Source organism: Pseudomonas sp. GM21, from assembly GCF_000282215.1.
Lineage (GTDB): Bacteria > Pseudomonadota > Gammaproteobacteria > Pseudomonadales > Pseudomonadaceae > Aquipseudomonas.
The window spans coordinates 44,026-68,230 of record NZ_AKJS01000034.1; the positions used below are offsets into that span (position 1 = coordinate 44,026).

At 58.7% G+C, this 24,205-nt stretch carries 18 protein-coding genes and 1 riboswitch; of the genes, 15 read left to right on the plus strand and 3 right to left on the minus strand.

The features are described from left to right. Window positions 1-115: 115 nt before the first annotated feature. On the minus strand, window positions 116-379 hold the full coding sequence (locus tag PMI22_RS22605) for a DUF2790 domain-containing protein (RefSeq protein WP_007943878.1): 264 nt from the start codon (window positions 377-379) through the stop codon (window positions 116-118). 549 nt (window positions 380-928) lie between these two features. Between PMI22_RS22605 and acs the strand changes: the two genes are divergently transcribed. The 7 genes from acs (at window position 929) to argR (ending at window position 8,936) form a co-directional block, all read left to right on the plus strand. Then, the gene (gene acs / locus PMI22_RS22600) at window positions 929-2,884 is read left to right on the plus strand and encodes an acetate--CoA ligase (protein ID WP_007943879.1); all 1,956 of its coding nucleotides are present in this window, start codon (window positions 929-931) and stop codon (window positions 2,882-2,884) included. Between the two features lie 666 nt (window positions 2,885-3,550). Next, a complete protein-coding gene (locus tag PMI22_RS22595) occupies window positions 3,551-4,327 on the plus strand; it encodes an ABC transporter substrate-binding protein (RefSeq protein WP_007943880.1) in 777 nt (258 codons plus the stop codon). Window positions 4,328-4,419: 92 nt separating this feature from the next. Continuing rightward, window positions 4,420-5,109 carry an ABC transporter permease gene (locus PMI22_RS22590; RefSeq protein WP_007943881.1) on the plus strand — a complete coding sequence of 230 codons (690 nt, stop codon included), beginning with the start codon at window positions 4,420-4,422 and terminating at the stop codon, window positions 5,107-5,109. Then, a complete protein-coding gene (locus PMI22_RS22585) occupies window positions 5,106-5,804 on the plus strand; it encodes an ABC transporter permease (RefSeq protein ID WP_007943882.1) in 699 nt (232 codons plus the stop codon). The genes PMI22_RS22590 and PMI22_RS22585 overlap by 4 nt, the downstream gene beginning before the upstream one ends. A gap of 1 nt (window position 5,805) precedes the next feature. Continuing rightward, window positions 5,806-6,918, plus strand: coding sequence for a M14 family metallopeptidase (locus tag PMI22_RS22580; protein ID WP_007943883.1), 1,113 nt, complete (start codon window positions 5,806-5,808; stop codon window positions 6,916-6,918). A 27-nt stretch (window positions 6,919-6,945) separates the two neighbouring features. Beyond that, on the plus strand, window positions 6,946-7,710 hold the full coding sequence (locus tag PMI22_RS22575) for an ABC transporter ATP-binding protein (RefSeq protein WP_007943885.1): 765 nt from the start codon (window positions 6,946-6,948) through the stop codon (window positions 7,708-7,710). 245 nt (window positions 7,711-7,955) lie between these two features. Continuing rightward, a complete protein-coding gene (argR, locus tag PMI22_RS22570; RefSeq protein WP_007943887.1) occupies window positions 7,956-8,936 on the plus strand; it encodes a transcriptional regulator ArgR in 981 nt (326 codons plus the stop codon). Window position 8,937: 1 nt separating this feature from the next. Here the strand turns inward: argR and PMI22_RS22565 are convergent, their stop codons facing one another. Continuing rightward, on the minus strand, window positions 8,938-13,782 hold the full coding sequence (locus PMI22_RS22565) for a dermonecrotic toxin domain-containing protein (protein WP_007943888.1): 4,845 nt from the start codon (window positions 13,780-13,782) through the stop codon (window positions 8,938-8,940). Between the two features lie 287 nt (window positions 13,783-14,069). On the opposite strand from PMI22_RS22565, the gene PMI22_RS22560 reads away from it, so the two are divergent. The 7 genes from PMI22_RS22560 (at window position 14,070) to astE (ending at window position 21,997) form a co-directional block, all read left to right on the plus strand. After that, a complete protein-coding gene (locus PMI22_RS22560) occupies window positions 14,070-15,290 on the plus strand; it encodes an aspartate aminotransferase family protein (RefSeq protein ID WP_007943890.1) in 1,221 nt (406 codons plus the stop codon). 227 nt (window positions 15,291-15,517) lie between these two features. Further along, window positions 15,518-16,537, plus strand: coding sequence for an arginine/ornithine succinyltransferase subunit alpha (gene aruF / locus PMI22_RS22555; protein WP_007943891.1), 1,020 nt, complete (start codon window positions 15,518-15,520; stop codon window positions 16,535-16,537). Between the two features lie 84 nt (window positions 16,538-16,621). Further along, window positions 16,622-17,647, plus strand: coding sequence for an arginine N-succinyltransferase (gene astA / locus PMI22_RS22550; RefSeq protein ID WP_007943892.1), 1,026 nt, complete (start codon window positions 16,622-16,624; stop codon window positions 17,645-17,647). After that, window positions 17,644-19,113, plus strand: coding sequence for a succinylglutamate-semialdehyde dehydrogenase (astD, locus tag PMI22_RS22545; RefSeq protein ID WP_162830873.1), 1,470 nt, complete (start codon window positions 17,644-17,646; stop codon window positions 19,111-19,113). Before astA ends, astD begins: the two co-directional genes overlap by 4 nt. A gap of 201 nt (window positions 19,114-19,314) precedes the next feature. Then, window positions 19,315-20,661: an N-succinylarginine dihydrolase gene (astB, locus tag PMI22_RS22540; RefSeq protein WP_007943894.1), complete on the plus strand. Its 1,347-nt coding sequence runs from the start codon at window positions 19,315-19,317 to the stop codon at window positions 20,659-20,661. A 25-nt stretch (window positions 20,662-20,686) separates the two neighbouring features. Continuing rightward, window positions 20,687-20,974: a hypothetical protein gene (locus PMI22_RS22535; RefSeq protein WP_007943895.1), complete on the plus strand. Its 288-nt coding sequence runs from the start codon at window positions 20,687-20,689 to the stop codon at window positions 20,972-20,974. Window positions 20,975-20,986: 12 nt separating this feature from the next. Next, window positions 20,987-21,997, plus strand: a complete 1,011-nt coding sequence (astE, locus tag PMI22_RS22530) for a succinylglutamate desuccinylase (protein ID WP_007943896.1) — start codon at window positions 20,987-20,989, stop codon at window positions 21,995-21,997. Between the two features lie 128 nt (window positions 21,998-22,125). Here the strand turns inward: astE and PMI22_RS22525 are convergent, their stop codons facing one another. Next, window positions 22,126-22,635 (minus strand): 6,7-dimethyl-8-ribityllumazine synthase, encoded by a 510-nt coding sequence (locus tag PMI22_RS22525; RefSeq protein ID WP_007943897.1) that lies wholly within the window; start codon window positions 22,633-22,635, stop codon window positions 22,126-22,128. A gap of 103 nt (window positions 22,636-22,738) precedes the next feature. After that, window positions 22,739-22,911: riboswitch (FMN riboswitch) on the minus strand. A 195-nt stretch (window positions 22,912-23,106) separates the two neighbouring features. On the opposite strand from PMI22_RS22525, the gene ltaE reads away from it, so the two are divergent. Beyond that, the gene (gene ltaE, locus PMI22_RS22520) at window positions 23,107-24,111 is read left to right on the plus strand and encodes a low-specificity L-threonine aldolase (RefSeq protein WP_007943899.1); all 1,005 of its coding nucleotides are present in this window, start codon (window positions 23,107-23,109) and stop codon (window positions 24,109-24,111) included. Window positions 24,112-24,205 lie beyond the last annotated feature (94 nt).

Genomic DNA, 24,205 nt, shown 5'->3' on the forward strand with positions numbered 1-24,205 from the left:
TGTTGTGTTTCGTGGCGGTTTTCGCCGTCTGCAAACACAACTGAGCCCGACCGGAGCCGGGCTGGAATCGACCTTCAGCCATCAGCTGAAATAGCCCGATTCGGTGCAGTCCAGATCAGCCATTAGAACAGCCATTACCCATCACGCTGTAGCTCAGAATATGGCGTTGGCCCTTGGAGTCTTCGTATTCCATTTTCATCGGGACAACTTCACACACATTCGGTACTTCGCTCATGGAAACAACCTTGGCGATGTCCAAGTGGGTGGCGTAAGTGTATTGCTCAATGGCCGGTTGTTGCTGTGCGACATCAGTCGGGACCTCGTCTGCCATGGCGGTTGCGCACAGACTGCTGAGGGCCAGAACTAATAAAGCTTTCATTTCGGATTTACCTTTTAGAGGTCGAATGGGGTCACGCAACCTTTGTGGGGTTGCGTGTGGAGCTTGGATGTCGGGGTGTTTGATTAACGGCCTTCGTGGGGGCTGCAACTTGGTTAATCAGATTGCCTGGTTGGCGGGGCAGATTTTAGGCGTGGGGGTTTTATTCATATAGGCGTGGTTTTGATAAACACTTTTGACAGATTTCGTAACAATCCCCGAGAGAGCGGCATTTATTCAAGGCGACGCACAACCTGTAGCAGCTGGCGAAGGCTGCGTCCGACTGCGCAGCAGTCGTAAAATCAGCAGTTGCGGTGTATCAGCCAGACCGCGTTTAGTTGGGTTTACAACTGCTGCGCAGTCGGACGCAGGCTTCGCCAGCTGCTACAGGTTGCGTTATGGCTGGGTTATGAAATTGCCTGGATTAGGGGTTTATGGGCATTTCACGACATTTTGTAGGGGCTTGTTACTACCATCGTCGAATGGTTCTATGGGGCTGGCACGGCTAAAAAGGTGTCATACAAAAACAACTATTCCACCGAGGTAAGAAAGATGAGTGCGGCTTCCCTGTATCCCGTTCGTCCCGAGGTCCTGGCTAACACGCTGACAGACGAGGCGACCTACAAGGCCATGTACCAGCAGTCGGTCGTCAACCCGGACGGCTTCTGGCGCGAGCAAGCCAAGCGCCTCGACTGGATCAAGCCTTTCACCACGGTAAAGCAGACCTCCTTCGACGATCACCATGTCGACATCAAGTGGTTCGCCGACGGCACCTTGAACGTTTCCTACAACTGCCTCGACCGTCATCTGGCCGAGCGCGGCGATCAAGTCGCGATCATTTGGGAAGGGGATGACCCTTCCGAAAGCCGCAACATCACCTACCGCGAGCTGCACGAACAAGTCTGCAAGTTCGCCAACGCCTTGCGCGGCCAGGATGTGCACCGCGGCGACGTGGTGACTATCTATATGCCGATGATCCCCGAAGCCGTGGTCGCCATGCTGGCGTGCACCCGGATCGGCGCGATTCACTCGGTAGTGTTCGGTGGTTTCTCGCCGGAAGCCCTGGCCGGTCGCATCATCGACTGCAAATCCAAAGTGGTGATCACGGCGGACGAAGGTATTCGTGCCGGCAAGAAGATCCCGCTCAAGGCCAACGTCGACGACGCACTGACCAACCCGGAAACCAGCAGCATTCAGAAAGTCATCGTGTGCCAGCGCACCGGTGGCGACATCAAGTGGAACCAGCATCGCGACATCTGGTACGAAGACCTGATGAAAGTGGCCGGCACTGTCTGCGCGCCGAAAGAGATGGGCGCCGAAGAAGCGCTGTTCATCCTTTACACCTCCGGTTCGACCGGCAAGCCCAAGGGCGTGCAGCACACCACCGGCGGTTACCTGCTGTATGCGGCGATGACCCACGAGCGTGTGTTCGACTACCGTCCGGGCGAAGTCTACTGGTGCACCGCTGACGTTGGTTGGGTCACCGGCCACACTTACATCGTCTACGGCCCGCTGGCCAATGGCGCGACCACGCTGCTGTTCGAAGGCGTGCCGAACTATCCGGACATCACCCGGGTGGCGAAGATCGTCGACAAGCACAAGGTCAACATCCTCTACACCGCGCCGACCGCGATCCGCGCGATGATGGCGTCGGGCACCGCTGCCGTTGAAGGCGCGGATGGCAGCAGCCTGCGTCTGCTGGGCTCGGTCGGCGAGCCGATCAACCCGGAAGCGTGGGATTGGTACTACAAGAACGTCGGCCAGTCCCGTTGCCCGATTGTCGATACCTGGTGGCAGACCGAAACCGGCGCAACCTTGATGAGCCCTTTGCCGGGTGCCCACGGCCTCAAGCCGGGTTCGGCGGCACGTCCGTTCTTCGGTGTGGTGCCGGCGCTGGTGGACAACCTGGGCAACATCATCGAAGGCGTTGCCGAGGGCAACCTGGTGATTCTCGATTCGTGGCCAGGTCAGGCGCGCACGCTGTACGGTGACCATGACCGTTTCGTTGATACCTACTTCAAGACGTTCCGCGGCATGTATTTCACCGGTGACGGTGCGCGTCGTGATGCGGATGGCTACTACTGGATCACCGGTCGCGTGGATGACGTGCTCAACGTGTCCGGCCACCGTATGGGCACTGCCGAAATTGAAAGCGCGATGGTCGCTCACCCGAAAGTCGCCGAAGCGGCGGTGGTCGGTGTGCCGCACGACATCAAGGGGCAGGGCATTTATGTCTACGTCACCCTGAACGGCGGCGAAGAGCCGAGCGAGCAGCTGCGTCTGGAGCTGAAAAACTGGGTGCGTAAGGAGATTGGTCCGATTGCCTCACCGGATGTGATCCAGTGGGCACCGGGGCTGCCGAAGACCCGTTCGGGCAAGATCATGCGCCGGATTCTGCGCAAGATTGCGACGGCTGAATACGATGGGTTGGGGGATATCTCCACCCTGGCCGATCCGGGTGTGGTGCAGCATTTGATTGATACGCACAAGACCATGAATGTTGCTTAAGTAGCGGTTCTTGAGTCATCGAAACCCTGCCAGGTGTTGAGCCTGGTGGGGTTTTTTGTGCCGATCGTTCCCACGCTCCGCGTGGGAACACATCCAATGACGCTCTGCGTCACACACCGGAAGGGACGCAGAGCGTCCCAGGCGGCATTCCCACGCAGAGCGTGGGAACGATCAACGCAGGTCCAATAATTATCGGCTTCAGTTGTAGGTGCTTTCCCACTGTTACCCATCACCCTTCAAGTAACTGAATGTGTAACCGCCCGCGTAAATCCGGGGCGATGGGAAACGTCAAAGCCCATTCCCGGGCCGCTTCAGCCCCCCTGAAAAATAAGACACAACGCCAAGCTTGCCGGATTTGCGGGGTTTGCCAATAATAGGCCCGCAATTTGCTACATAGATCGGTTTACTGTCTTTTGCTCCTGCATGATTTTGCAGGGCTGTCAACGCGCTCTGGCGGCTTTCTCGGTGCTTCTGTAATTAGTTGTCGCATTGAAGAAATATCGGCTTCGGGCCTGTCGTTAGAATGCCGATCACTCGCTCGTTGTGGCTCGCGTTGAAAAAAGCGCGCGATTCCTACAGCGCAGCATCGTTGTCTGGTTCTACTCACTCGCATATTGGGCTATCGCTCACTCTGCCGTTTTTGCCCTTTACCGATGGAGTCCCAAGATGAAGAAACTCGTGCTGCTTGGCGCCCTGGCACTGTCCGTGCTGTCCCTGCCAACCTTCGCCGATGAAAAGCCTCTGAAAATTGGCATCGAAGCGGCTTACCCTCCGTTCGCTTCCAAAGCACCGGACGGCAGCATCGTTGGTTTCGACTACGACATCGGCAATGCCCTGTGCGAAGAGATGAAGGTCAAGTGCGTGTGGGTCGAGCAAGAGTTCGACGGTCTGATCCCGGCACTGAAAGTGCGCAAGATCGACGCGATCCTGTCGTCCATGTCGATCACTGAAGACCGCAAGAAGTCTGTCGACTTCACCAACAAGTACTACAACACCCCGGCCCGCCTGGTCATGAAGGCTGGCACCCAAGTCAGCGATGGCCTGACTGAATTGAAGGGCAAGAACATCGGCGTGCAACGTGGTTCGATCCACGAGCGTTTTGCCCGCGAAGTCCTGGCTCCGCTGGGTGCCGAGATCAAGCCTTACGGTTCGCAGAACGAAATTTACCTCGACGTGGCCGCTGGCCGCCTCGATGGCACCGTGGCGGACGCTACGCTGTTGAATGACGGCTTCTTGAAAACCGACGCAGGCAAAGGCTTCGCGTTCGCGGGCCCGGCCTTCACCGACGTCAAATACTTCGGCGACGGCGTAGGTATTGCTGTTCGCAAAGGTGACACGGCTGATCTGGAGAAGCTCAACGCCGCCATCGTCGCCATTCGTGAGAACGGCAAGTACAAGCAAATCCAGGACAAGTACTTCGACTTCGACATTTACGGCAAGTAAATACGTCGCAACGACAAGTCAGAAATGGCGCAAGCAACAGGATCTCTGAGGTTTGCGCCATTTTTTCATCCCAACTTTCGAGGACCTGAATCATGTTGAAAGGCTACGGGGCTGTCATCCTCGATGGCGCATGGCTGACGCTTCAGCTCGCCTTGTCGTCCATGGTCCTGGCCATCGTTCTGGGGCTGATCGGCGTTGCGCTGCGTCTGTCGCCGATTCGCTGGCTGGCCTGGCTGGGCGATCTGTACTCCACGGTGATCCGCGGTATTCCTGATCTGGTGCTGATCCTGCTGATTTTCTACGGCGGCCAGGACCTGCTCAACCGCGTTGCACCGCTGCTCGGTTTTGACGATTACATCGACTTGAACCCCTTGGCCGCCGGTATCGGCACCCTGGGTTTCATCTTCGGTGCGTACCTGTCGGAAACCTTCCGTGGCGCCTTCATGGCAATCCCGAAAGGGCAGGCAGAAGCCGGCATGGCGTACGGCATGAGCAGCTTTCAGGTGTTCTTCCGGGTATTGGTGCCTCAGATGATTCGCCTGGCGATTCCGGGCTTTACCAATAACTGGCTGGTGTTGACCAAGGCCACCGCGTTGATTTCGGTGGTGGGTCTGCAAGACATGATGTTCAAGGCCAAGCAGGCGGCAGATGCCACCCGCGAGCCTTTCACCTTCTTCCTCGCGGTGGCGGCGATGTACCTGGTGATCACCAGTGTCTCGTTGCTGGCATTGCGTCACCTTGAGAAGCGCTACTCGGTAGGCGTAAGGGCGGCCGATCTATGATCTTCGACTACAACGTCATCTGGGAGGCCATGCCACTGTACCTCGGTGGCCTGGTGACTACCCTCAAATTGCTCGCGCTGTCGCTGTTTTTTGGCCTGCTGTGCGCGTTGCCGCTGGGCCTGATGCGGGTCTCGAAGAACGCGGCCGTCAACATGACTGCCTGGCTCTACACCTACGTGATCCGCGGCACGCCGATGCTGGTGCAGCTGTTTTTGATCTACTACGGGTTGGCGCAATTCGAAGCGGTACGTGAAAGCTTCCTCTGGCCGTGGCTGTCCAGCGCAACGTTCTGTGCGTGCCTGGCCTTTGCGATCAACACCAGCGCCTACACCGCCGAGATCATCGCCGGCAGCCTGCGGGCCACGCCGAATGGCGAGATCGAAGCCGCCAAGGCGATGGGCATGTCGCGCTACAAAATGTACAAGCGCATCCTGCTGCCATCGGCCCTGCGCCGGGCGCTGCCGCAGTACAGCAACGAAGTGATCATGATGCTGCAGACCACCAGTCTGGCGTCCATCGTGACCCTGATCGACATCACCGGTGCCGCGCGCACGGTCAACGCCCAGTTCTACCTGCCGTTTGAGGCGTACATCACGGCGGGCGTGTTCTATCTGTGCCTGACCTTCATTCTGGTGAAGCTGTTCAAAATGGCCGAGCGCCGCTGGCTGGGCTACCTGGCCCCGCGGAAGCACTGATATGGAACGCATCGATCATGCATTGCCGTGGAGCCACCTGGGCAGCGAACGCCAGATTTCGGTGTTCCGTTTCGGCATCGGTGAGCGCAAGGCCTACATCCAGGCCAGCCTGCACGCCGATGAGCTGCCGGGGATGCGCACGGCCTGGGAGCTGAAAAAGCGCCTGGCCGAGCTCGAAACCCAAGGCTTGCTCAATGGCGTGATCGAGTTGGTCCCAGTGGCCAACCCACTGGGCCTCGGTCAGCTGTTGCAGGGCAATCATCAGGGGCGGTTCGACGCGGGCAGCGGCAAGAACTTCAACCGCGATTTCGTTGAGCTGAGCGCGCCAGTGGCCGCTGCGCTGGACGGACATCTGGGTGATGATCCGCACGCTAATATTCGCCTGATCCGTCAGGCAATGGCCGATCATTTGGCCGCATTGCCAGAGGCGAGTAGCCAGTTGCAAGGCATGCAGCGCATCTTGCTCAGCCACGCCTGCACCGCCGACGTCGTTCTGGATTTGCACTGCGATGCTGAAGCGGCGCTGCACATGTATGCCTTGCCGCAGCACTGGCCGCAGTGGCGTTCGTTGGCCGCGCACCTGAATGTGCGGGTCGGTTTGCTGGCAGAAGATTCCGGCGGCAGTTCCTTCGACGAGGCCTGTTCGCTGCCGTGGTTGCGTCTGTCGCGCTTGTTCCCCGATGCGCAAATTCCGCTGGCCTGTCTGGCGACTACCATTGAACTGGGTGGTCAGGCCGATACCGGTCGTGTTGAGTCAGTGGCTCATGCCGAAGGCATTCTGGCGTTCCTCGCCGAGCAAGGACTGATCAGCGGCGAATGGCCCCAGCCTGCGCAAGAAGCGTGCGAAGGCCTGCCGTTCGACGGCACTGAATTGCTGTTTGCACCGCACCCGGGTGTGGTGAGTTTCCTGCGTAAACCCGGTGAGTGGATCGAAGCCGGTGACGAGATTTTTGAAGTGATCGATCCGTTGTCGGATCGGGTCAGCACGGTGTGTGCTGGTACGTCCGGGGTGCTGTTTGCCATTGAACGGCTGCGTTATGCCCAACCCGGTTTCTGGCTGGCCAAGGTGGCGGGGCGCGAAGCGCTGCGTCACGGGCGCTTGCTCAACGACTGACTGACTGTTTTTGTGAGAACCGACCGCATGTACAAACTTGAAGTCCAAGACCTGCATAAACGCTATGGCAGTCACGAAGTGCTCAAGGGCGTGTCCCTGAAAGCGGCGGCTGGCGATGTGATCAGCATCATCGGCTCCAGTGGCTCCGGCAAAAGTACCTTCCTGCGCTGCATCAACCTGCTGGAGCAGCCGCACGCGGGCAAGATTCTGCTCAACAACGAAGAGCTGAAACTGGTCGCCAACAAGGACGGCGCTCTGAAGGCGGCCGACCCGAAACAGCTGCAACGCATGCGTTCGCGCCTGTCGATGGTGTTCCAGCATTTCAACCTGTGGTCGCACATGACCGCGCTGGAAAACATCATGGAAGCGCCGGTTCACGTACTGGGCATGTCCAAGGCCGAAGCCCGGGAAAAAGCCGAGCACTACCTGAACAAGGTAGGCGTGGGTCACCGCAAGGACGCCTACCCTGGCCACATGTCCGGCGGCGAACAGCAGCGAGTGGCCATTGCCCGTGCGCTGGCGATGGAACCTGAAGTGATGCTGTTTGACGAGCCGACGTCCGCACTCGACCCGGAACTGGTCGGCGACGTGCTGAAAGTCATGCAGGCCCTGGCCCAGGAAGGCCGGACCATGGTGGTGGTGACGCACGAAATGGGCTTTGCCCGTGAAGTGTCGAACCAGTTGGTGTTCCTGCACAAAGGTGTCGTCGAAGAAAGTGGCAACCCGCGTGAAGTGCTGGTTAATCCGCAGTCTGAACGTTTGCAACAATTCCTCTCGGGCAGCCTCAAGTAATAGCTCCCGTTACGCACTGGGATAGTGCATGCTTCGCAATTTAGAGGCTGGCCCCGATCCCCTGTGGGAGCGAGCCTGCTCGCGAATGCGGTGTGACATTCAACGTAGATGTCGACTGATTCACCGCTTTCGCGAGCAGGCTCGCTCCCACATTTAGATCGCTGCAGGTTTTGAGATTTGCGTTCATTTACGGGCTAGCATTGGTCCGTGCCTTCATTACTGATTTTCGTTTCGGATTGCCCGCCATGACTGCCCATCGAATTGGTTTCCTGATTTGGCCCAGCACTAAAGCACTGACGCTTGCGCTGGCTGAGGAGGCCTTGCGTGTTGCCCAGCGTGTGCATCCGGACGTGGTTTACGAACTGTCGTTTTTGCAGGCCGAACCGCCGACCGAAGGCGCCTGGCAATTGCCGGGTGAACCGTGGGCCGGCAAGCTCGAAAATTTCCAGAAGCTGTTTCTGCTCGCCGATGAGCCACCGACCACACTCGCGCCGGCGCTCAGCAGTGCGTTGAAACAATTGGTGCGGGCCGGTTGCGTGATTGGCGGTTTGTCGGCCGGTGTCTACCCATTGGCGCAATTGGGTTTGCTCGACGGCTATCGCGCTGCCGTGCATTGGCGCTGGCAGGACGATTTCGCCGAACGCTTCCCGAAAGTCATCGCCACCAGCCATCTATTCGATTGGGATCGCGATCGCCTGACGGCGTGCGGCGGCCTGTCGGTACTCGACTTGCTGTTGGCAGTATTGGCCCGTGATCACGGCGCCGAACTGGCCGGCGCCGTGTCCGAAGAGTTGGTCGTCGAGCGCATCCGCGAAGGCGGCGAGCGCCAACGCATTCCGCTGCAAAACCGTCTCGGTTCCAGCCATCCCAAGCTCACGCAAGCGGTGTTGCTGATGGAAGCCAACATCGAAGAGCCGCTGACCACCGACGAAATCGCCCAGCATGTGTGCGTATCCCGTCGACAGCTGGAGCGCATCTTCAAGCAATACCTCAACCGTGTGCCGAGCCAGTATTACCTTGAGCTGCGCTTGAATAAGGCGCGGCAGATGTTGATGCAAACCAGCAAGTCGATCATCCAGATCGGCCTGTCGTGTGGCTTCTCTTCGGGGCCGCATTTCTCCAGCGCCTACCGCAACTTCTTCGGTGCCACGCCGCGGGAGGATCGCAACCAGCGGCGCAGCAGCAGCCCGTTCGAGTTGTCGTCGGTGCCATCCGAGCGCGGTTGAGTTACTCGTCGATCTCGGAACCTTCAGAGGTGGAAATTTCCATTTCCCCTCGATTGATGACTTCGTCCAAGCCGAAATCTGCTCCCGTGCGTTCGTAATAATTGATTAGCCGTAACAGGCTTTCCTCTGACAACGGGTTGCCTCTCAACGTAATGTTTTCCGCAGTTTCCACTGGCAGTTCCATCAAGTCGCTGGGTACTGTGGTGATCGCATTCGAGCTCAAATCCGCCCAGTCCAGTTCCTCCAGGTTAAGCAAGCCTTTGGGTATTTCGGTGATGCCGGCGTTGTTGAGCAGGACGGTCGCCAACCCCGGCATTTGCGAAAGATCAGGTGGTTGTGTCAGTGGGTTATAGCCCAGGTCGAGATAATCGAGCTGGTCCATTCCGGCCAGTGCGTTTGCCGACTCTGCTGACAGGCTGACACGACAGTTGGGAAGCGACAGTGACCTGAGTTTTCCCATGTTGAACACGGCATCGGGAATGTCACCTAGCGTGCAGTTGCGCAACCTCAGGCTTTTGAGGTTCGGGAAGGCCTCCAGGAATCGGCCGGCACGTGTCAAGCCATCCTCACTCAGCAACTCCAGCGCGGACACATGACTGAAGTCTGCACTCAGGGTGGGCAGTTCTCCGATGATGATCGGGCGAATGCTCAACTCGTAAGTGGGTTCCAGGCTGTCGCCGAAATCATCCAGTGCGGCTTCACGCTGCCAGCACTTCTCCACCAGTTGCTTGAACTCGTCGCGGTTGGCTTGCTCGGCAATCAGTTGCAGGGGGCTGAACGGTTCGCCTGTTAAAGGATGCTGGGCGGGAAGGTCGGCGGTCCAGGCAGACAAATCGGTTCTCAAGCGAGTCAGCTCCTCTTCCAGGCGCGACAGGTCTGCCCGACCATCCTCCAGTGTGCCCGGCAACTCGTAGACAAATTCACTCGCTTGCTCGACTTCCATACCAGGGTACAGCGTCCTGACGCGATCAATATCCGCCTCGGGTGCGTAGACCCCCATGTCGTAAGCGCTGTCGAAATGATGTTGTTTGACAAGTTCCCGTGAGCGGTTGGAAATCGGGTTGTGCGTAAGGTGCACACCGCGTTTTTCGTACAGCGAACTCTCGAACAACTCGACAGGCAACTCACTGATCTTGTTGTTCATCAGCAGGAGGGTATCGAGTTTTGGATGCTGCAGGGCTCCGACCGGGATGGCGGTCAAGTTGGTATCGCTTAGATCAAGGTGAACAAGTTCGTTCATCGAGTCGATGCGAGGTACGATTTCGAACGGGTTTTTGTACAGGTCCAGCATGACCAATTTGTTCAATGCAGTCAGTTTTGACCACGTGGCAGTGTTCATCCTGATACCGCAATTACTTAACACCAGCGCATCGAGGTTCGGCATTCGGGTGATGGCCTCGGGGAGGGTGGTCAAGGCGAAACGGCGCAGCTCCAGGCGGCGAAGCCCACTAAATCGGTTCAGGAACTCCGACACACCCTGCGCAGTATGATTACCTTCCAGAGATAGCAGCGACACATGGCTGAAGTCGGCGGTGAGTGTCGGCATGTCGCCCAGGATCGGTTCTGCAAACCTCAGCACATACTGCTCGCTGCCATCTGGCGCGTCGAAATCCCGTTCGGACTGGCGGCGCCAGCTGCGCTGGATTTCCTGGGCTAGCTGGGTGCGATTGCGACGCGCGACCTCGCGGTCCAGATCGCTCAGTGCAAGTCGGGTTTGCGGGTGGGCGGTCGGGGCGTCGTTGATCCAGCGCCCCAGATCCTGGTGCAGACGGGCCAGCTCGTTTGCCAGCCGTGATAGTTCTACACGGGCGCCACTGGGATGACGCTGCAGCATGAGGACCATGGACTGGATTTCGTCCTCGGAGATGCTTGGGTAAACCTCGCGCACCCTTTCGTTGAGCGTTGGCGTTGCGGGACCAATGTGCGGGTAACCTTCCGTACCTCCGGGCAGGCGCATGGTCGTTGGATCATAGAAGGGTTTTCGATGAGGGTTTTTCGCAAAGAGTGCACGAAGCTGTGGGTGGTCCAGGGCCTGCGTGGAAATGCGCTGTTTGAGCAGTAGCCCTTCTCCAATGGAGAAGCCCTGTGTGGTGCGCTCGGTATCCGGCAGTGCCTGAAGGATGGCTTGATAAAAGTCGCCAGAGAACAGCGGCGTCTGGCTGTCATCAAGCACTTGGTAAACGCCGTTTTCGTTGCGCACCAGCGTTTTTCGGATCGATGCGTCGACGGGTCCAATGCTGTCGCGCACGGTCCCGTCAGGGGCGAAGTCCCTCACCTCGATGCGCACATCGGCAGGCCATCCGGGTAGCAAATCCAGGCTGTGCAAGGCGAGCGTGTGGGTGTCTGCGGTCGCCAGGGCATCAGAAAAGAGGCCTTCATAGGCTCGGGATGCGCGCACAGCCTCCAGGGCTTTTCTTGCTACGTCCTTCAGGCGTTGAGGTGTGGTCCCATTGTGCAATTGCCTCAGTTCGTTACCCGACGCATTGCTCGCCAGCTCATGAGCAATATCGGTCGGTAGCCCCTCAAAGTCGGCGAGCAGTCGTTGGGTGGGCAGGTCTTCGGTCGTTTCCTGTTCGCGATAACGAAGCTCGAACAGCGACTTGCGGTAGTTTCGGGCGATATCCGCGGTTTGCTTTCGCAAGGTATGTGTCTGGGCTCCCGGTTCGGGCAGGAGGGTATCGACAGGCCATGAGTCGAACCGGGTCAGCAACTGATGCTGCATGAGCGGATCAGCCTTGCTGTATTGCTCAGGCTGGTCGCTGCCAATCTGTTCGATAAACGTCTGAATATCCCGGTCGATCCTGAATCGCTTGATCGTGTCGGTCAGCAGCGATGGCGGGCGATGGTTTTCGACATGGGTTTCTCGCAGCACGTTGTCGTGATAACCGCTGATTCGCAGAATCTGTTCACGCTCGGCGCTGGAAAACGATTCGACACTGTGCCCTAGACGCCGCAGGACGGTTTCCCGGTTCCAATGCAGGGGTTGCTCCAGTTCTGTTTGCCAGGCGCCATGACCGTTGTGCCGCAATGACGGCTTATAGCTGTCATTGTTGCTTGGGTGTTCAATCTGAAACTGAAGGGCATCGCGAGTTGGCCGTACGGCGTACAGTTTTCCTTCAAGAGGCAGAAGCGTTTTGCCCTCGTGGCGGTACAGGCCCAGGAGATCGGGGTTTTTCTCTGCCGGCAGTTCGATGGTTTGTTCGTACGGCGCCAGATCCGGCTTCCAGTATCTGGTTTTGCCCTCTGGTGTGGGTACGGGTTTTAGCGGCGCGATAAGTGCCGCCGTTTCGCGGGATAGGAGGCGACTGAAGGTGCCGGCGGCGATGGCGCCGCCCACCGCGAAGGTTCCCACTTGCACCGCCGTTTCGACGATGCCGATCAAGTGCTCGAACGCTTGTTTTTTCAGCCCTTGCGCCCAGTCAATGATCCCTTCAAAGGTCTCGTCGAGAAGCTGGTAGGCCATATAGGCCAGCATCAACTCGCCCAGAAACGGCACAAAGGGCAGGGCAACGAACGTCGCTACTTCAAGGATCGTGGAGGCGATTTTGCTGAACGCGTCCCACAGCGCCCATCGCGCAGTTTGATCGACACGAGCGGTGGAGACGGCGATTGTGCTCGCGTCGTTGATGATTTTGTTCAGTTGTCGTTGGTACAGGTGATTCCACAGGCCCGCTCTGAACGGCGTCATCGAAAATTGCAGGTTAGGCTTGTCGATGGGCGTTTCGCGCCAGCTTGGCAGTGGATCGCCGTGAGTGTGTTGATGCCATGTCACCATTCGCAAGCGACTGTTAAGGTCGGCAAAAAAATGCCCTCGTTCCGCGTGATCGACGAAGCGGCTGAAGAAGGTTTGATAAGCGGGCGAACGCAGCTTGCGGGTCAGTTCGGTCATGAACGCCACGGTGTCGGCGTACAGCTTGAGCGGATGCTGCGGGTCATCCGGAATGTAGGCAATGATGCGGGTAGCCTTGGTTGCCCGGCTCGATTTGGCACCAAAAATGACAATGCCGGTCAGCGATGAAGACATCATCGTCAGGTCATGACAATGCAGGGGGTGACCGTCCCAAAGCAGGCTCGCGCGTCCTTCCAGTACGCGGTAGATCGCGTTGAAGGCGTCGCTATCAATATCACTGCGTGCATGGGCCAGGTGCAACGCAGAGCGCAGTGCCGCTTTGTTCGCGCTCATGACATTCGGTTTCAAGACGGCCCCGATCACCGGGTTGGTCAACCCCAGGTTTTCTTTTAGGTAGGCGTTGTACTGGCCGCCGATGTCCAGCTCCCGGCACAACCGGGTAAAGCCTGGAATCGTGATTTTTCGGGAAACCAGCGGCAGGGTTTCGAACTGCCCTGTAGGCGACGGTTTGGTGATAAACGTCGAAGCCGGCTCATAGGCATCAGCCTCGGTCTCTGACGCCTGAAAGTTGTGCAACGCTGCGTCTAGCAGCGATACCGTCCATGTGCGGGCGGCGCCGGTCTTGATCGCGAAGAAGGGCGTGGCTTGGGGGATGTACAGGCGCAGGAAGGTGGTTTTGACGTCTACGTCCAGGTCGAACCGGGCTTTCAGGGCCGGCCCCAGAATCGACTCGGCAAAATCCCGGGCGTTTTGCAGTTTTGCCAACATCGAGCCCAACCGGTTTCGCTGGGCCAGGTGAGTCTGGCTTGAGGTTTTCAGCACCTGATGTTGCAGTCGGTCCGCCGTGCGGTGCCACTGGGGCACTTCAAGGCTGGCGTTCTTCAGGGCGTTGCGCGTTTCGACTGAGGATTCCAATACCCACGCGGGCAGGTTTCGGTAGAGGTGATGAAAATGGGTGTCCGGTTGGCTGCCGAGTTCAATATCGTCTTGATTCATGCGCTATTCCCTTAGCGTTTGGTTTGAGCCCCAGCAAAACAGACGAGGATGCAGTGCGTGCGGTACATATTTACCGCACCGGTCGACAAGCCTGCCTATAACCTGTGCCGGCGGTTTAAACTGCGCCTTTGCGACGCTATATGTCGCATTGCCGTAAACCCGGGTGAAACCGGGGTTTGCGCTATAAGAAGTTGTCGCTTGGCGGCAAGGCCGGGCTGAAAACTGTCCTTACAATCCCCCCATCGCTCGCCAGTTTCAGGCGAGTGTTTTCTCTTCAGGAGACTCCGATGTCCGTTGAGCACGCTGCGGTACAACGCGCCGATTTCGACCAGGTAATGGTTCCCAACTACGCGCCTGCCGCTTTCATCCCTGTGCGCGGTGCCGGTTCCCGCGTTTGGGACCAGTCTGGCCGCGAGCTGATCGACTTCGCCGGCGGGATAGCCGTTAACGTATTGGGCCACGCACACCCGGCGCTGGTCGGTGCCTTGACCGAGCAGGCGAACAAGCTGTGGCACGTGTCCAACGTGTTCACCAATGAGCCGGCCCTGCGCCTGGCCCATAAGCTGATTGACGCCACGTTTGCCGAGCGTGTGTTCTTCTGTAACTCCGGCGCCGAAGCCAACGAGGCCGCATTCAAGCTGGCCCGTCGCGTCGCCTTCGATCGTTACGGCAGCGAGAAGTACGAAATCATCGCCGCGCTGAATAGCTTCCACGGCCGTACCCTGTTCACCGTCAACGTCGGTGGCCAGTCGAAGTACTCCGATGGTTTCGGTCCGAAAATCACCGGTATCACCCACGTGCCGTACAACGATCTGGCTGCGCTGAAAGCGGCCATTTCCGACAAGACCTGCGCTGTGGTTCTGGAACCGATACAGGGCGAGGGCGGTGTATTGCCGGCTGAACTGGCTTACCTGCAAGGCGCTCGTGATCTGTGCTCCGAGCATAATGCACTGCTGGTATTCGACGAAGTGCAAACCGGTATGGGCCGCAGCGGCAAGCTGTTCGCCTACCAGCATTACGGCGTTATCCCGGACATCCTGACCAGTGCCAAGAGCTTGGGCGGCGGTTTCCCGATCGCAGCCATGCTGACCACCGAAGACTTGGCCAAACACCTGGTTGTCGGCACTCATGGCACTACATACGGCGGTAACCCGCTGGCGTGCGCTGTCGCTGAAGCCGTGATCGACGTGATCAATACCCCTGAAGTGCTGGCTGGCGTCAATGCCAAGCACGACAAATTCAAGGCGCGCCTTGAGCAGATCGGCGAGAAATACGGTCTCTTCACTGAAGTCCGTGGCCTGGGCCTGCTGATCGGTTGCGTGCTGAGCGATGCCTGGAAAGGCAAAGCCAAGGACATCTTCAACGCCGCCGAACGTGAAGGCCTGATGATTCTGCAAGCAGGCCCGGACGTGGTGCGTTTTGCGCCTAGCCTGGTGGTTGAAGATGCGGACATCGATGCCGGTCTGGACCGCTTCGAACGTGCCGTGGCGAAGTTGACGCAAGCCTGATAGACCCTTCGGCGCCTGATTGTTCAGGCGTCGAACCCAATTTTTATGCCGGGCCGGATCAAACTGTGGGAGCCAGCCTGCTGGCGATGAGGGCCTGACAGCCAACATCATTGTTGCCTGGCAGGACGCTATCGCTAGCAGGCTAGCTCCCACAGTTGACTCTGAGTTGTTTCAGGGATGGCCCGGGATTTTTTCTTTTGTAAGTTCTGAGATTAAGGAGTGACACCATGCTGGTGATGCGCCCCGCGCAAATGGCTGATCTGGGCGAGGTACAGCGTCTGGCTGCGGATAGCCCGATTGGTGTCACTTCCTTGCCGGATGACGTTGAACGCCTGAGCGACAAAATCGCCGCAAGCGAGGCCTCGTTCTCTGCCGAAGTCAGCTTTAACGGCGAAGAGAGCTATTTCTTCGTCCTAGAAGACACTGCCACCGGCAAGCTGGCCGGTTGTTCGGCCATCGTTGCCTCGGCAGGCTATTCCGAGCCGTTCTACAGCTTCCGTAATGAAACCTTCGTGCACGCCTCCCGCGAGCTGAAGATTCATAACAAGATTCACGTGCTCTCCCAGTGCCACGACCTGACCGGCAACAGCTTGCTGACCAGTTTCTACGTACAGCGCGAGCTGGTGGGGTCGCCTTGGGCCGAGCTCAACTCTCGTGGTCGCTTGCTGTTCGTGGCGAGCCATCCGGAACGCTTTGCCGATTCCGTGGTGACCGAAATCGTTGGCTACAGCGATGAAAACGGTGACTCGCCATTCTGGGATGCCATCGGCCGCAACTTTTTCGACCTCAACTACGCTGAAGCCGAACGTTTGTGCGGTCTGAAAAGCCGCACGTTCCTGGCCGAACTGATGCCGCATTACCCGATCTATGTGCCGCTGCTGCCGGACTCCGCTCAAGAGGCGATGGGCCAGGTGCATCCACGGGCGCAGATCACCTTCGACATCCTGATGCGCGAAGGTTTTGAAACCGATCACTACATCGACATTTTCGACGGCGGCCCGACCTTGCACGCACGTGTGACGGGAATCCGTTCGATCGCCCAGAGCCGCGTCGTGCCGGTGAAAATCGGTGAGCCGGTCAAAGGTGCCGGTCGTCAGTACCTGGTGGCCAATGCCCAGTTGCAGGATTACCGCGCCGTGTTGCTTGAGCTCGATTACGCGCCAGGCAAACCCGTGACCCTGGATCTGGAAGCGGCCGAAGCCTTGGGCGTCGGTGAGGGTGCCAGCGTGCGCCTGGTGGCGGTTTAACGCCGGCTTGGATTTCCAGAAAGAAATGCCTGGAAAGCAGCGAAATTTCACGGGTGGCGCAAGCGACCCGTTTGAGGAGATAGCATGATCGTTCGTCCCGTACGCAGCAGCGACTTACCCGCTCTGATCGACCTGGCCCGCAGCACCGGCACCGGCCTGACCACTTTGCCGGCCAACGAAGAACGTCTGGCCCATCGGGTCGGCTGGGCCGAAAAGACCTTTCGCGGCGAAGCCGGGCGCGCTGATGCGGACTACCTGTTCGTGCTCGAAGACGACAACGGTCGTGTGGTGGGCATTTCCGCCATCGCCGGCGCGGTCGGCCTGCGCGAGCCTTGGTACAACTTCCGGGTTGGTCTGACGGTCAGCGCCTCGCAAGAGCTGAACATCTACCGCGAGATCCCGACGCTGTTCCTGGCCAATGACCTGACCGGTAACTCGGAGTTGTGCTCATTGTTCCTGCACGCCGATTACCGCATCGGCCTCAATGGCCGCATGCTGGCCAAGGCGCGGATGCTATTCATCGCCGAGTTCCCGCAACTGTTCGGCAACAAGATCATCGCCGAGATGCGCGGTGTGTCCGACGAAGCCGGGCGCTCGCCATTTTGGGAAAGCCTGGGCCGTCACTTCTTCAAAATGGAATTCAGTCAGGCCGACTACCTGACCGGTGTGGGCAACAAGGCGTTCATCGCCGAGCTGATGCCGAAGTTTCCGCTGTACACCTGCTTCCTGTCGCCAGACGCGCGCAACGTCATCGGCCAGGTTCACCCGGACACCGAACCGGCGCTGGCCATGCTTAAGAGCGAAGGTTTCAGCTACCAGGGCTACGTCGATATTTTCGACGCCGGCCCAGCCGTTGAGTGCGAAACCGGCAAGATCCGCGCGGTACGTGACAGCGAGGCGCTGGTGTTGGCCATCGGCACGCCAGGTGATGACGCGACGCCTTTCCTGATTCACAACCGCAAGCGCGAAGACTGCCGGATCACTGCCGCGCCAGCACGCCTCGCCGCCGGCACGCTGGTGGTTGATCCGCTGACCGCCAAACGCCTTCAACTCAACGCTGGCGATCAAGTGCGCGCCGTTGCGTTGTCTGCAGCTAGGGAGTCGAAATAATGAATTCGCTATACATCGCAGGTGAATGGCTGGCCGGCCAGGGCGAAACCTTCCAGTCGCTGAACCCGGTAACCCAGCAAGTGTTGTGGTCCGGCGAAGGCGCCACGGTTGCTCAGGTTGAATCCGCCGTGCAAGCCGCGCGTCAGGCGTTCCCGGGCTGGGCCCGGCGTACGCTGGACGAGCGCATTGCCGTGCTTGAGGCCTTTGCCGCTGCGCTGAAAAGCAAGGCTGACGAACTGGCGCACTGTATCGGAGAGGAAACCGGCAAACCGCTGTGGGAATCGGCGACTGAAGTGACCAGCATGGTCAACAAGATCGCGATTTCGGTGCAGAGCTACCGCGAACGTACCGGCGAGAAGAGCGGCCCGCTGGGCGACGCCACGGCGGTGCTGCGCCACAAGCCGCATGGTGTGGTGGCGGTGTTCGGCCCTTACAACTTCCCTGGCCACTTGCCGAACGGTCACATCGTGCCGGCGCTGCTGGCCGGTAACAGCGTGTTGTTCAAACCGAGCGAGCTGACCCCGAAAGTCGCCGAGTTGACGGTTAAATGCTGGATCGAAGCCGGTCTGCCGGCGGGCGTATTGAACCTGCTGCAAGGTGCTCGCGAAACCGGTATCGCCCTGGCAGCGAACCCGGGCATCGACGGTTTGTTCTTCACCGGTTCCAGTCGCACGGGTAATCACTTGCATCAGCAATTTGCCGGTCGTCCAGACAAGATCCTTGCGCTGGAGATGGGCGGCAACAACCCGCTGGTGGTCGACGAAGTGGCGGACCTCAATGCCGCCGTGTACACCATCATCCAGTCGGCGTTCATTTCTGCCGGTCAACGTTGCACCTGTGCACGTCGTTTGCTGGTGCCGCAGGGCGCCTGGGGCGACACGCTGCTGGCGCGTCTGGTGGCGGTCTGCGCGACGATTGAAGTCGGTGCATTTGATCAGCAACCGGCACCGTTTATGGGCTCGGTCATCTCTCTGGGCGCAGCGAAAGCGTTGATGGATGCGCAAGAACACTTGCTGGCCAATGGCGCAGTGGCCTTGCTGGAAATGACCCAGCCTCAGGCTCAGGCTGCGTTGCTGACCCCGGGTATCGTCGATGTGACGGCTGTCGCTGATCGTCCAGACGAAGAGCTGTTCGGGCCGTTGCTGCAAGTGATCCGTTACGCTGATTTTGAAGCGGCAATCGTCGAAGCCAACGACACCGACTATGGTCTGGCGGCCGGTCTGCTGTCGGATTCCGAAGCGCGTTATCAGCAGTTCTGGCTGGAAAGCCGTGCGGGTATCGTCAACTGGAACAAGCAACTGACCGGTGCTGCGAGCAGCGCGCCATTCGGCGGTGTCGGCGCCTCGGGCAACCATCGCGCCAGCGCCTACTACGCAGCAGATTACTGCGCGTACCCGGTGGCCTCGCTGGAAACCCCGAGCCTGGTGTTGCCTGCCGCTCTGACCCCAGGCGTGAAGCTTTCGTAGGGCTTATGTAGCAGCTGCCGAAGGCGGCGTTCGGCTGCGAAGCAGTCGCGATAGCGGTATCCATGATTCTGATCTGGAAACAGGGTGTACCGATTAACGACTGCTACGCAGCCGAACGCAGCCTTCGGCAGCTGCTACATAGATCGCATTGCAGTCATTTTACTGATGCCTATAACAACAGATTTTCGTGGAGCCTCGCTGATGAAATCCTATGAAGTCAATTTTGACGGTCTAGTGGGGCCGACCCATAACTACGGCGGTTTGTCCTACGGCAACGTCGCATCCCAGAGCAACAGCCAGCAGTCCTCGAACCCGAAGGAAGCTGCGCTGCAAGGTCTGGCGAAAATGAAAGCGCTGATGGAAATGGGCTTTCAACAAGGCGTTCTGGCACCACAAGAACGCCCGGACGTGGCTGCACTGCGCCGTTTGGGTTTCAGCGGTACCGATGCTCAAGTGATCGAGCGCGCCGCCAAAGAAGCGATGCCGTTGCTGGTCGCCAGTTGCTCGGCGTCGAGCATGTGGGTGGCCAACGCCGCCACGGTCAGCCCGAGTGCCGACACCGCGGATGGCCGCGTGCATTTCACCGCTGCCAACCTCAATTGCAAATACCACCGCAGCATTGAACACCCGACCACCAGCCGCGTGCTGGGCGCCATGTTCGCCGATCAGCAACACTTTGCTCACCACGCTGCCTTGCCGGCCGTGGCGCAGTTCGGTGACGAAGGCGCCGCCAACCACACCCGTTTCTGCCGTGAATACGGTGAAGCGGGCGTCGAGTTCTTCGTATTCGGTCGCAGTGCCTTTGATACTCGCTACCCGGCACCACAGAAATACCCGGCGCGCCAGACACTGGAAGCGTCCCAGGCCGTTGTCCGCTTGCACGGCCTGAGCGAAGACGGCGTGGTCTACGCGCAGCAGAACCCATCGGTGATCGATCAGGGCGTATTCCACAACGATGTGATCGCCGTGGGTAACGGTGAGGTGTTGTTCTATCACGAGGACGCCTTCCTCGACACCGAACAGATGCTCGCCGAACTGCAAAGCAAACTCGCCAAAGTCGGCGGGAAGTTTCAGTCAGTCTGCGTACCGCGTTCCGCAGTCACCGTCGAAGACGCCGTTCGTTCCTACTTGTTCAATAGCCAACTGCTGTCGCGTCCTGACGGCTCGATGCTGTTGATCGTGCCGGAAGAGTGCCGTGGCAACGAGCGTGTCTGGCAATACCTGCAAGGTTTGACCAGCTCCGGCGGCCTGATCCGCGAAGTGAAGGTTTTCGATCTGAAGCAAAGCATGCAGAACGGCGGTGGCCCGGCTTGCCTGCGACTGCGCGTCGCACTGAATGAAACCGAACTGGCGGCGGTCAACCCAGGGGTTATCATGACGGCCCCGTTGTACGGCACGTTGACCGAATGGGTCGACAAGCACTACCGCGACCGCATGACCGAAAACGATCTTGCGGACCCGCAATTGCTGCTTGAGTGCCGGACGGCACTGGATGAACTGACGCAAATCCTTAAACTGGGCGCGGTTTATCCATTCCAGATCAATTGAAAGTCTCAAACGAGAGCGTAAAACCATGAGCGATACCCTGCAGCTGATCCTTGAAGACACCGACGGCACGCAACTGGAAACTTCCTGCACCCGCGTCGCGGTCATGTGGCAAGGCAAAGAGCTGTGGATCCAGCACGATGGCCGTGGCCAACTGCTGATCGGTGTGGACGTTGAAGAAGGCGACGCGGAATACGCAAACCTGCTGCTGCGTCCATTGGCGACTAATCTGGTAAGTCTGCAACTGGAAATGGAACCGGCTGAAATCGGTGACGAAGACCACGTGCATGGCCCGGATTGCGCACACGACCACTAAGGAAACCGCTCTATGCTCGCCCTCGGCAAACTGCTTGAACTGACCCTCGCCGGCCGCGAACCGGCGGAGAAGACTCAACTGACTGTCGAAGGCGTGCGGATGCGCTGGTTGAGCGAAGGTGCGCTGGAAGTCCGGCCACCTGAGGCTCGCGATAATGGCCTGGACCTGCTGTTGTCGGCCGGTATCCATGGCAACGAAACAGCGCCGATCGAGCTGCTTGATCGCCTGTTGCATGACATCGCTCGTGGCGACTTGAAGCCACGTGCACGAATTCTGTTTCTGTTCGGTAACCCTGACGCGATCCGTAAAGGCGAGCGCTACATCGAACAGGACGTCAATCGGCTGTTCAATGGCCGTCACGAACAGAGCAGCGGCTCAGAAGCCTTGCGCGCTTGTGAACTGGAGCGGCTGGCGGCGGTTTTCTTCAGCCTGCCGGATCGCCAGCGTCTGCACTATGACCTGCATACCGCGATTCGCGGCTCGAAAATCGAGCAGTTCGCCTTGTACCCCTGGAAGGAAGATCGCCAGCATTCGCGTAAGGAGCTGGCGCGCCTGCGTGCTGCCGGCATGGAGGCGGTGCTGTTGCAGAACAAACCATCCATCGTCTTCAGTTCCTACACCTACGACAAGCTGGGCGCCGAGGCCTTCACCCTCGAACTGGGCAAGGCGCGGCCGTTCGGGCAAAACGTCGGGGTCAATGTTTCCCTGCTGGAAACCCGCCTGAAACAGATCATCGAAGGTACCGAACCGGAACTGACCGAATCGGCGCTGGACGGTTTGCAGCTGTACAGCGTGGCACGGGAAATCATCAAGCACAGCGACAGCTTCCGCTTGAACCTTCCGGCGGACATCGAGAACTTTTCTGAACTGGACGTGGGTTACCTGCTGGCGGAAGACATCGCCAATACCCGCTGGATTATCGAAGAAGAGGGCGCCCGGATCATCTTCCCGAACCCCAAGGTGAAGAACGGCTTGCGTGCCGGCATCCTGATCGTGCCGACCACCGACGAAAACCTGGCCTGACTCCAATAACTGATCATTCCCACGCTCTGCGTGGGAATGCAGCCCGGGACGCTCTGCGTCCCATGCCGTAGCGGACGCGGAGCGTCCATTGAGGTATTCTCACGCAGAGCGTGGGAACGATCATCAGACTAAACAGCTACCGCACGCGGCTCACTACGACGCAAAGCCCGCATCTTGTGCAGCGTATCCGCGCACGTCTTCGCCGCTTCCTGACCTTTATGCACAAAATGCTCGAAGAAGAATTTCTGATGTTCTTCACCGGCATGGAAGTGGTGCGGGGTCAAAACCACCGAGAACACTGGCACTTCGGTTTCAAGCTGGACCTGCATCAGGCCGCTGATTACCGACTGTGCAACGAATTCGTGGCGATAAATCCCGCCGTCGACCACCAATCCTGCCGCGACGATGCCAGCATAACGCCCGGATTTGGCCAGCAACTTGGCGTGCAGCGGGATTTCAAACGCGCCGCCGACTTCGAAGAAATCGATTTCCGATTCCTGATAACCCTGAGCAATCATTTCGGCCACGAAGCCTTTGCGGCTTTGATCGACGATTTCCTTGTGCCAGCAGGCCTGGATGAACGCAACGCGCTCGCCCTGATGGTTTTTGCTTTTGCTATCGATTGCGGTGGGTTGCATGTTCTGACTCCTGTTTATGTATAAAACAGGGCATATGAATCGAATGGGGATTTCAGGGTGCGCATGCTGGTACGAATGCCTGCGGACTGCCCTTTGGCGTGAATCCCGTTCTCTCTTCATCCGGACTATGACCGTCGGCCCCGGGATCACACCGGGTCGGCTGACCTTGTCGTCATGCACAGCCATTTGCCGTGCCTGTCGCCAAGCGCTCGCGGGCTATGCGCGTTGCGCGCAATTACCGCCGGTGGGGAGTTGCACCCCGCCCTGAGAACGTTTTGCCGTCAGAATGTCTGGCAGCGCAGCGTTTTTAACACATATTTCCTGCCTGAACATGACGGCTATCTGATAATTGCTATCCACTTTTTCGCTGGCTTGAGCGGCCTTTTCCCACTCAAGGGTTGATTATTCGGTGTCATGCCCGCAGTAATTCCTGCCTGGAAGGGATTTCCCCTGCTTACCGAGGCCAGATTCATGAGCGTTATCGATCTTCGCAGCGACACCGTCACCCAACCCTCCGCCGGGATGCTCGACGCGATGGCCAAAGCGGCCACCGGTGACGACGTTTATGGTGAGGATCCGACGGTCAACGGTCTGGAGACCGAACTGGCAAAACGCCTTGGTTTCGCCGCTGCGCTGTTCGTGCCGACGGGTACCATGAGTAACTTGCTGGGGTTGATGGCGCATTGCGAACGCGGTGATGAATATATTGTTGGCCAGCAGGCTCACACCTATAAGTACGAAGGTGGTGGGGCGGCGGTGCTCGGTTCGGTCCAGCCGCAACCATTGGAAGTACAAGTCGACGGCTCGCTGGACCTGGCCCATGTTGCCGCAGCGATTAAACCGGACGATTTCCACTTCGCCCGCACCCGTTTGCTGGCGCTGGAAAACACCATGCAGGGCAAAGTGCTGCCACTTGAATATCTGGCGCGGGCCCGAAGCTTTACCCATGAACATGGGCTGCAGCTGCATCTGGACGGTGCGCGGCTATATAACGCAGCCGTCAAACTGGGTGTTGATGCGAGGGAAATCACCCAGCACTTCGATTCCGTGTCGGTATGCCTGTCCAAAGGCCTGGGTGCGCCAGTCGGTTCGGTGTTGTGCGGCTCTGCCGAGTTGATCGGCAAGGCGCGCCGTCTGCGCAAAATGGTCGGGGGCGGCATGCGTCAGGCCGGGCTTCTGGCCGCGGCGGGTTTGTATGCCCTGGATAACAATGTCCAGCGTCTGGCCGATGACCATGACAATGCGCAATGCCTCGCCGAAGGTTTGCGTGCGGCGGGTTACGACGTCGAACCGGTGCAGACCAACATGGTTTACGTGCAGATGGGCGACAGGGCTGAAGCAATCAAGACGTTCGCCGCCGAGCGCGGAATCAAGTTGAGTGCGGCGGGGCGTCTGCGTATGGTCACGCACATGGATGTCAGTCGTGAGCAAATCGAGCAGGTCGTCGCGGCATTCGTCGACTTTTTGCGCAAGTGATAGCGTTAGCGCTCCAATTGACTGTTTCTATCGTATAAACACGCTGTACCCCGCGCGCAGGGCCGATATAATGCGGCCCTTTGCCGTCGCTTCG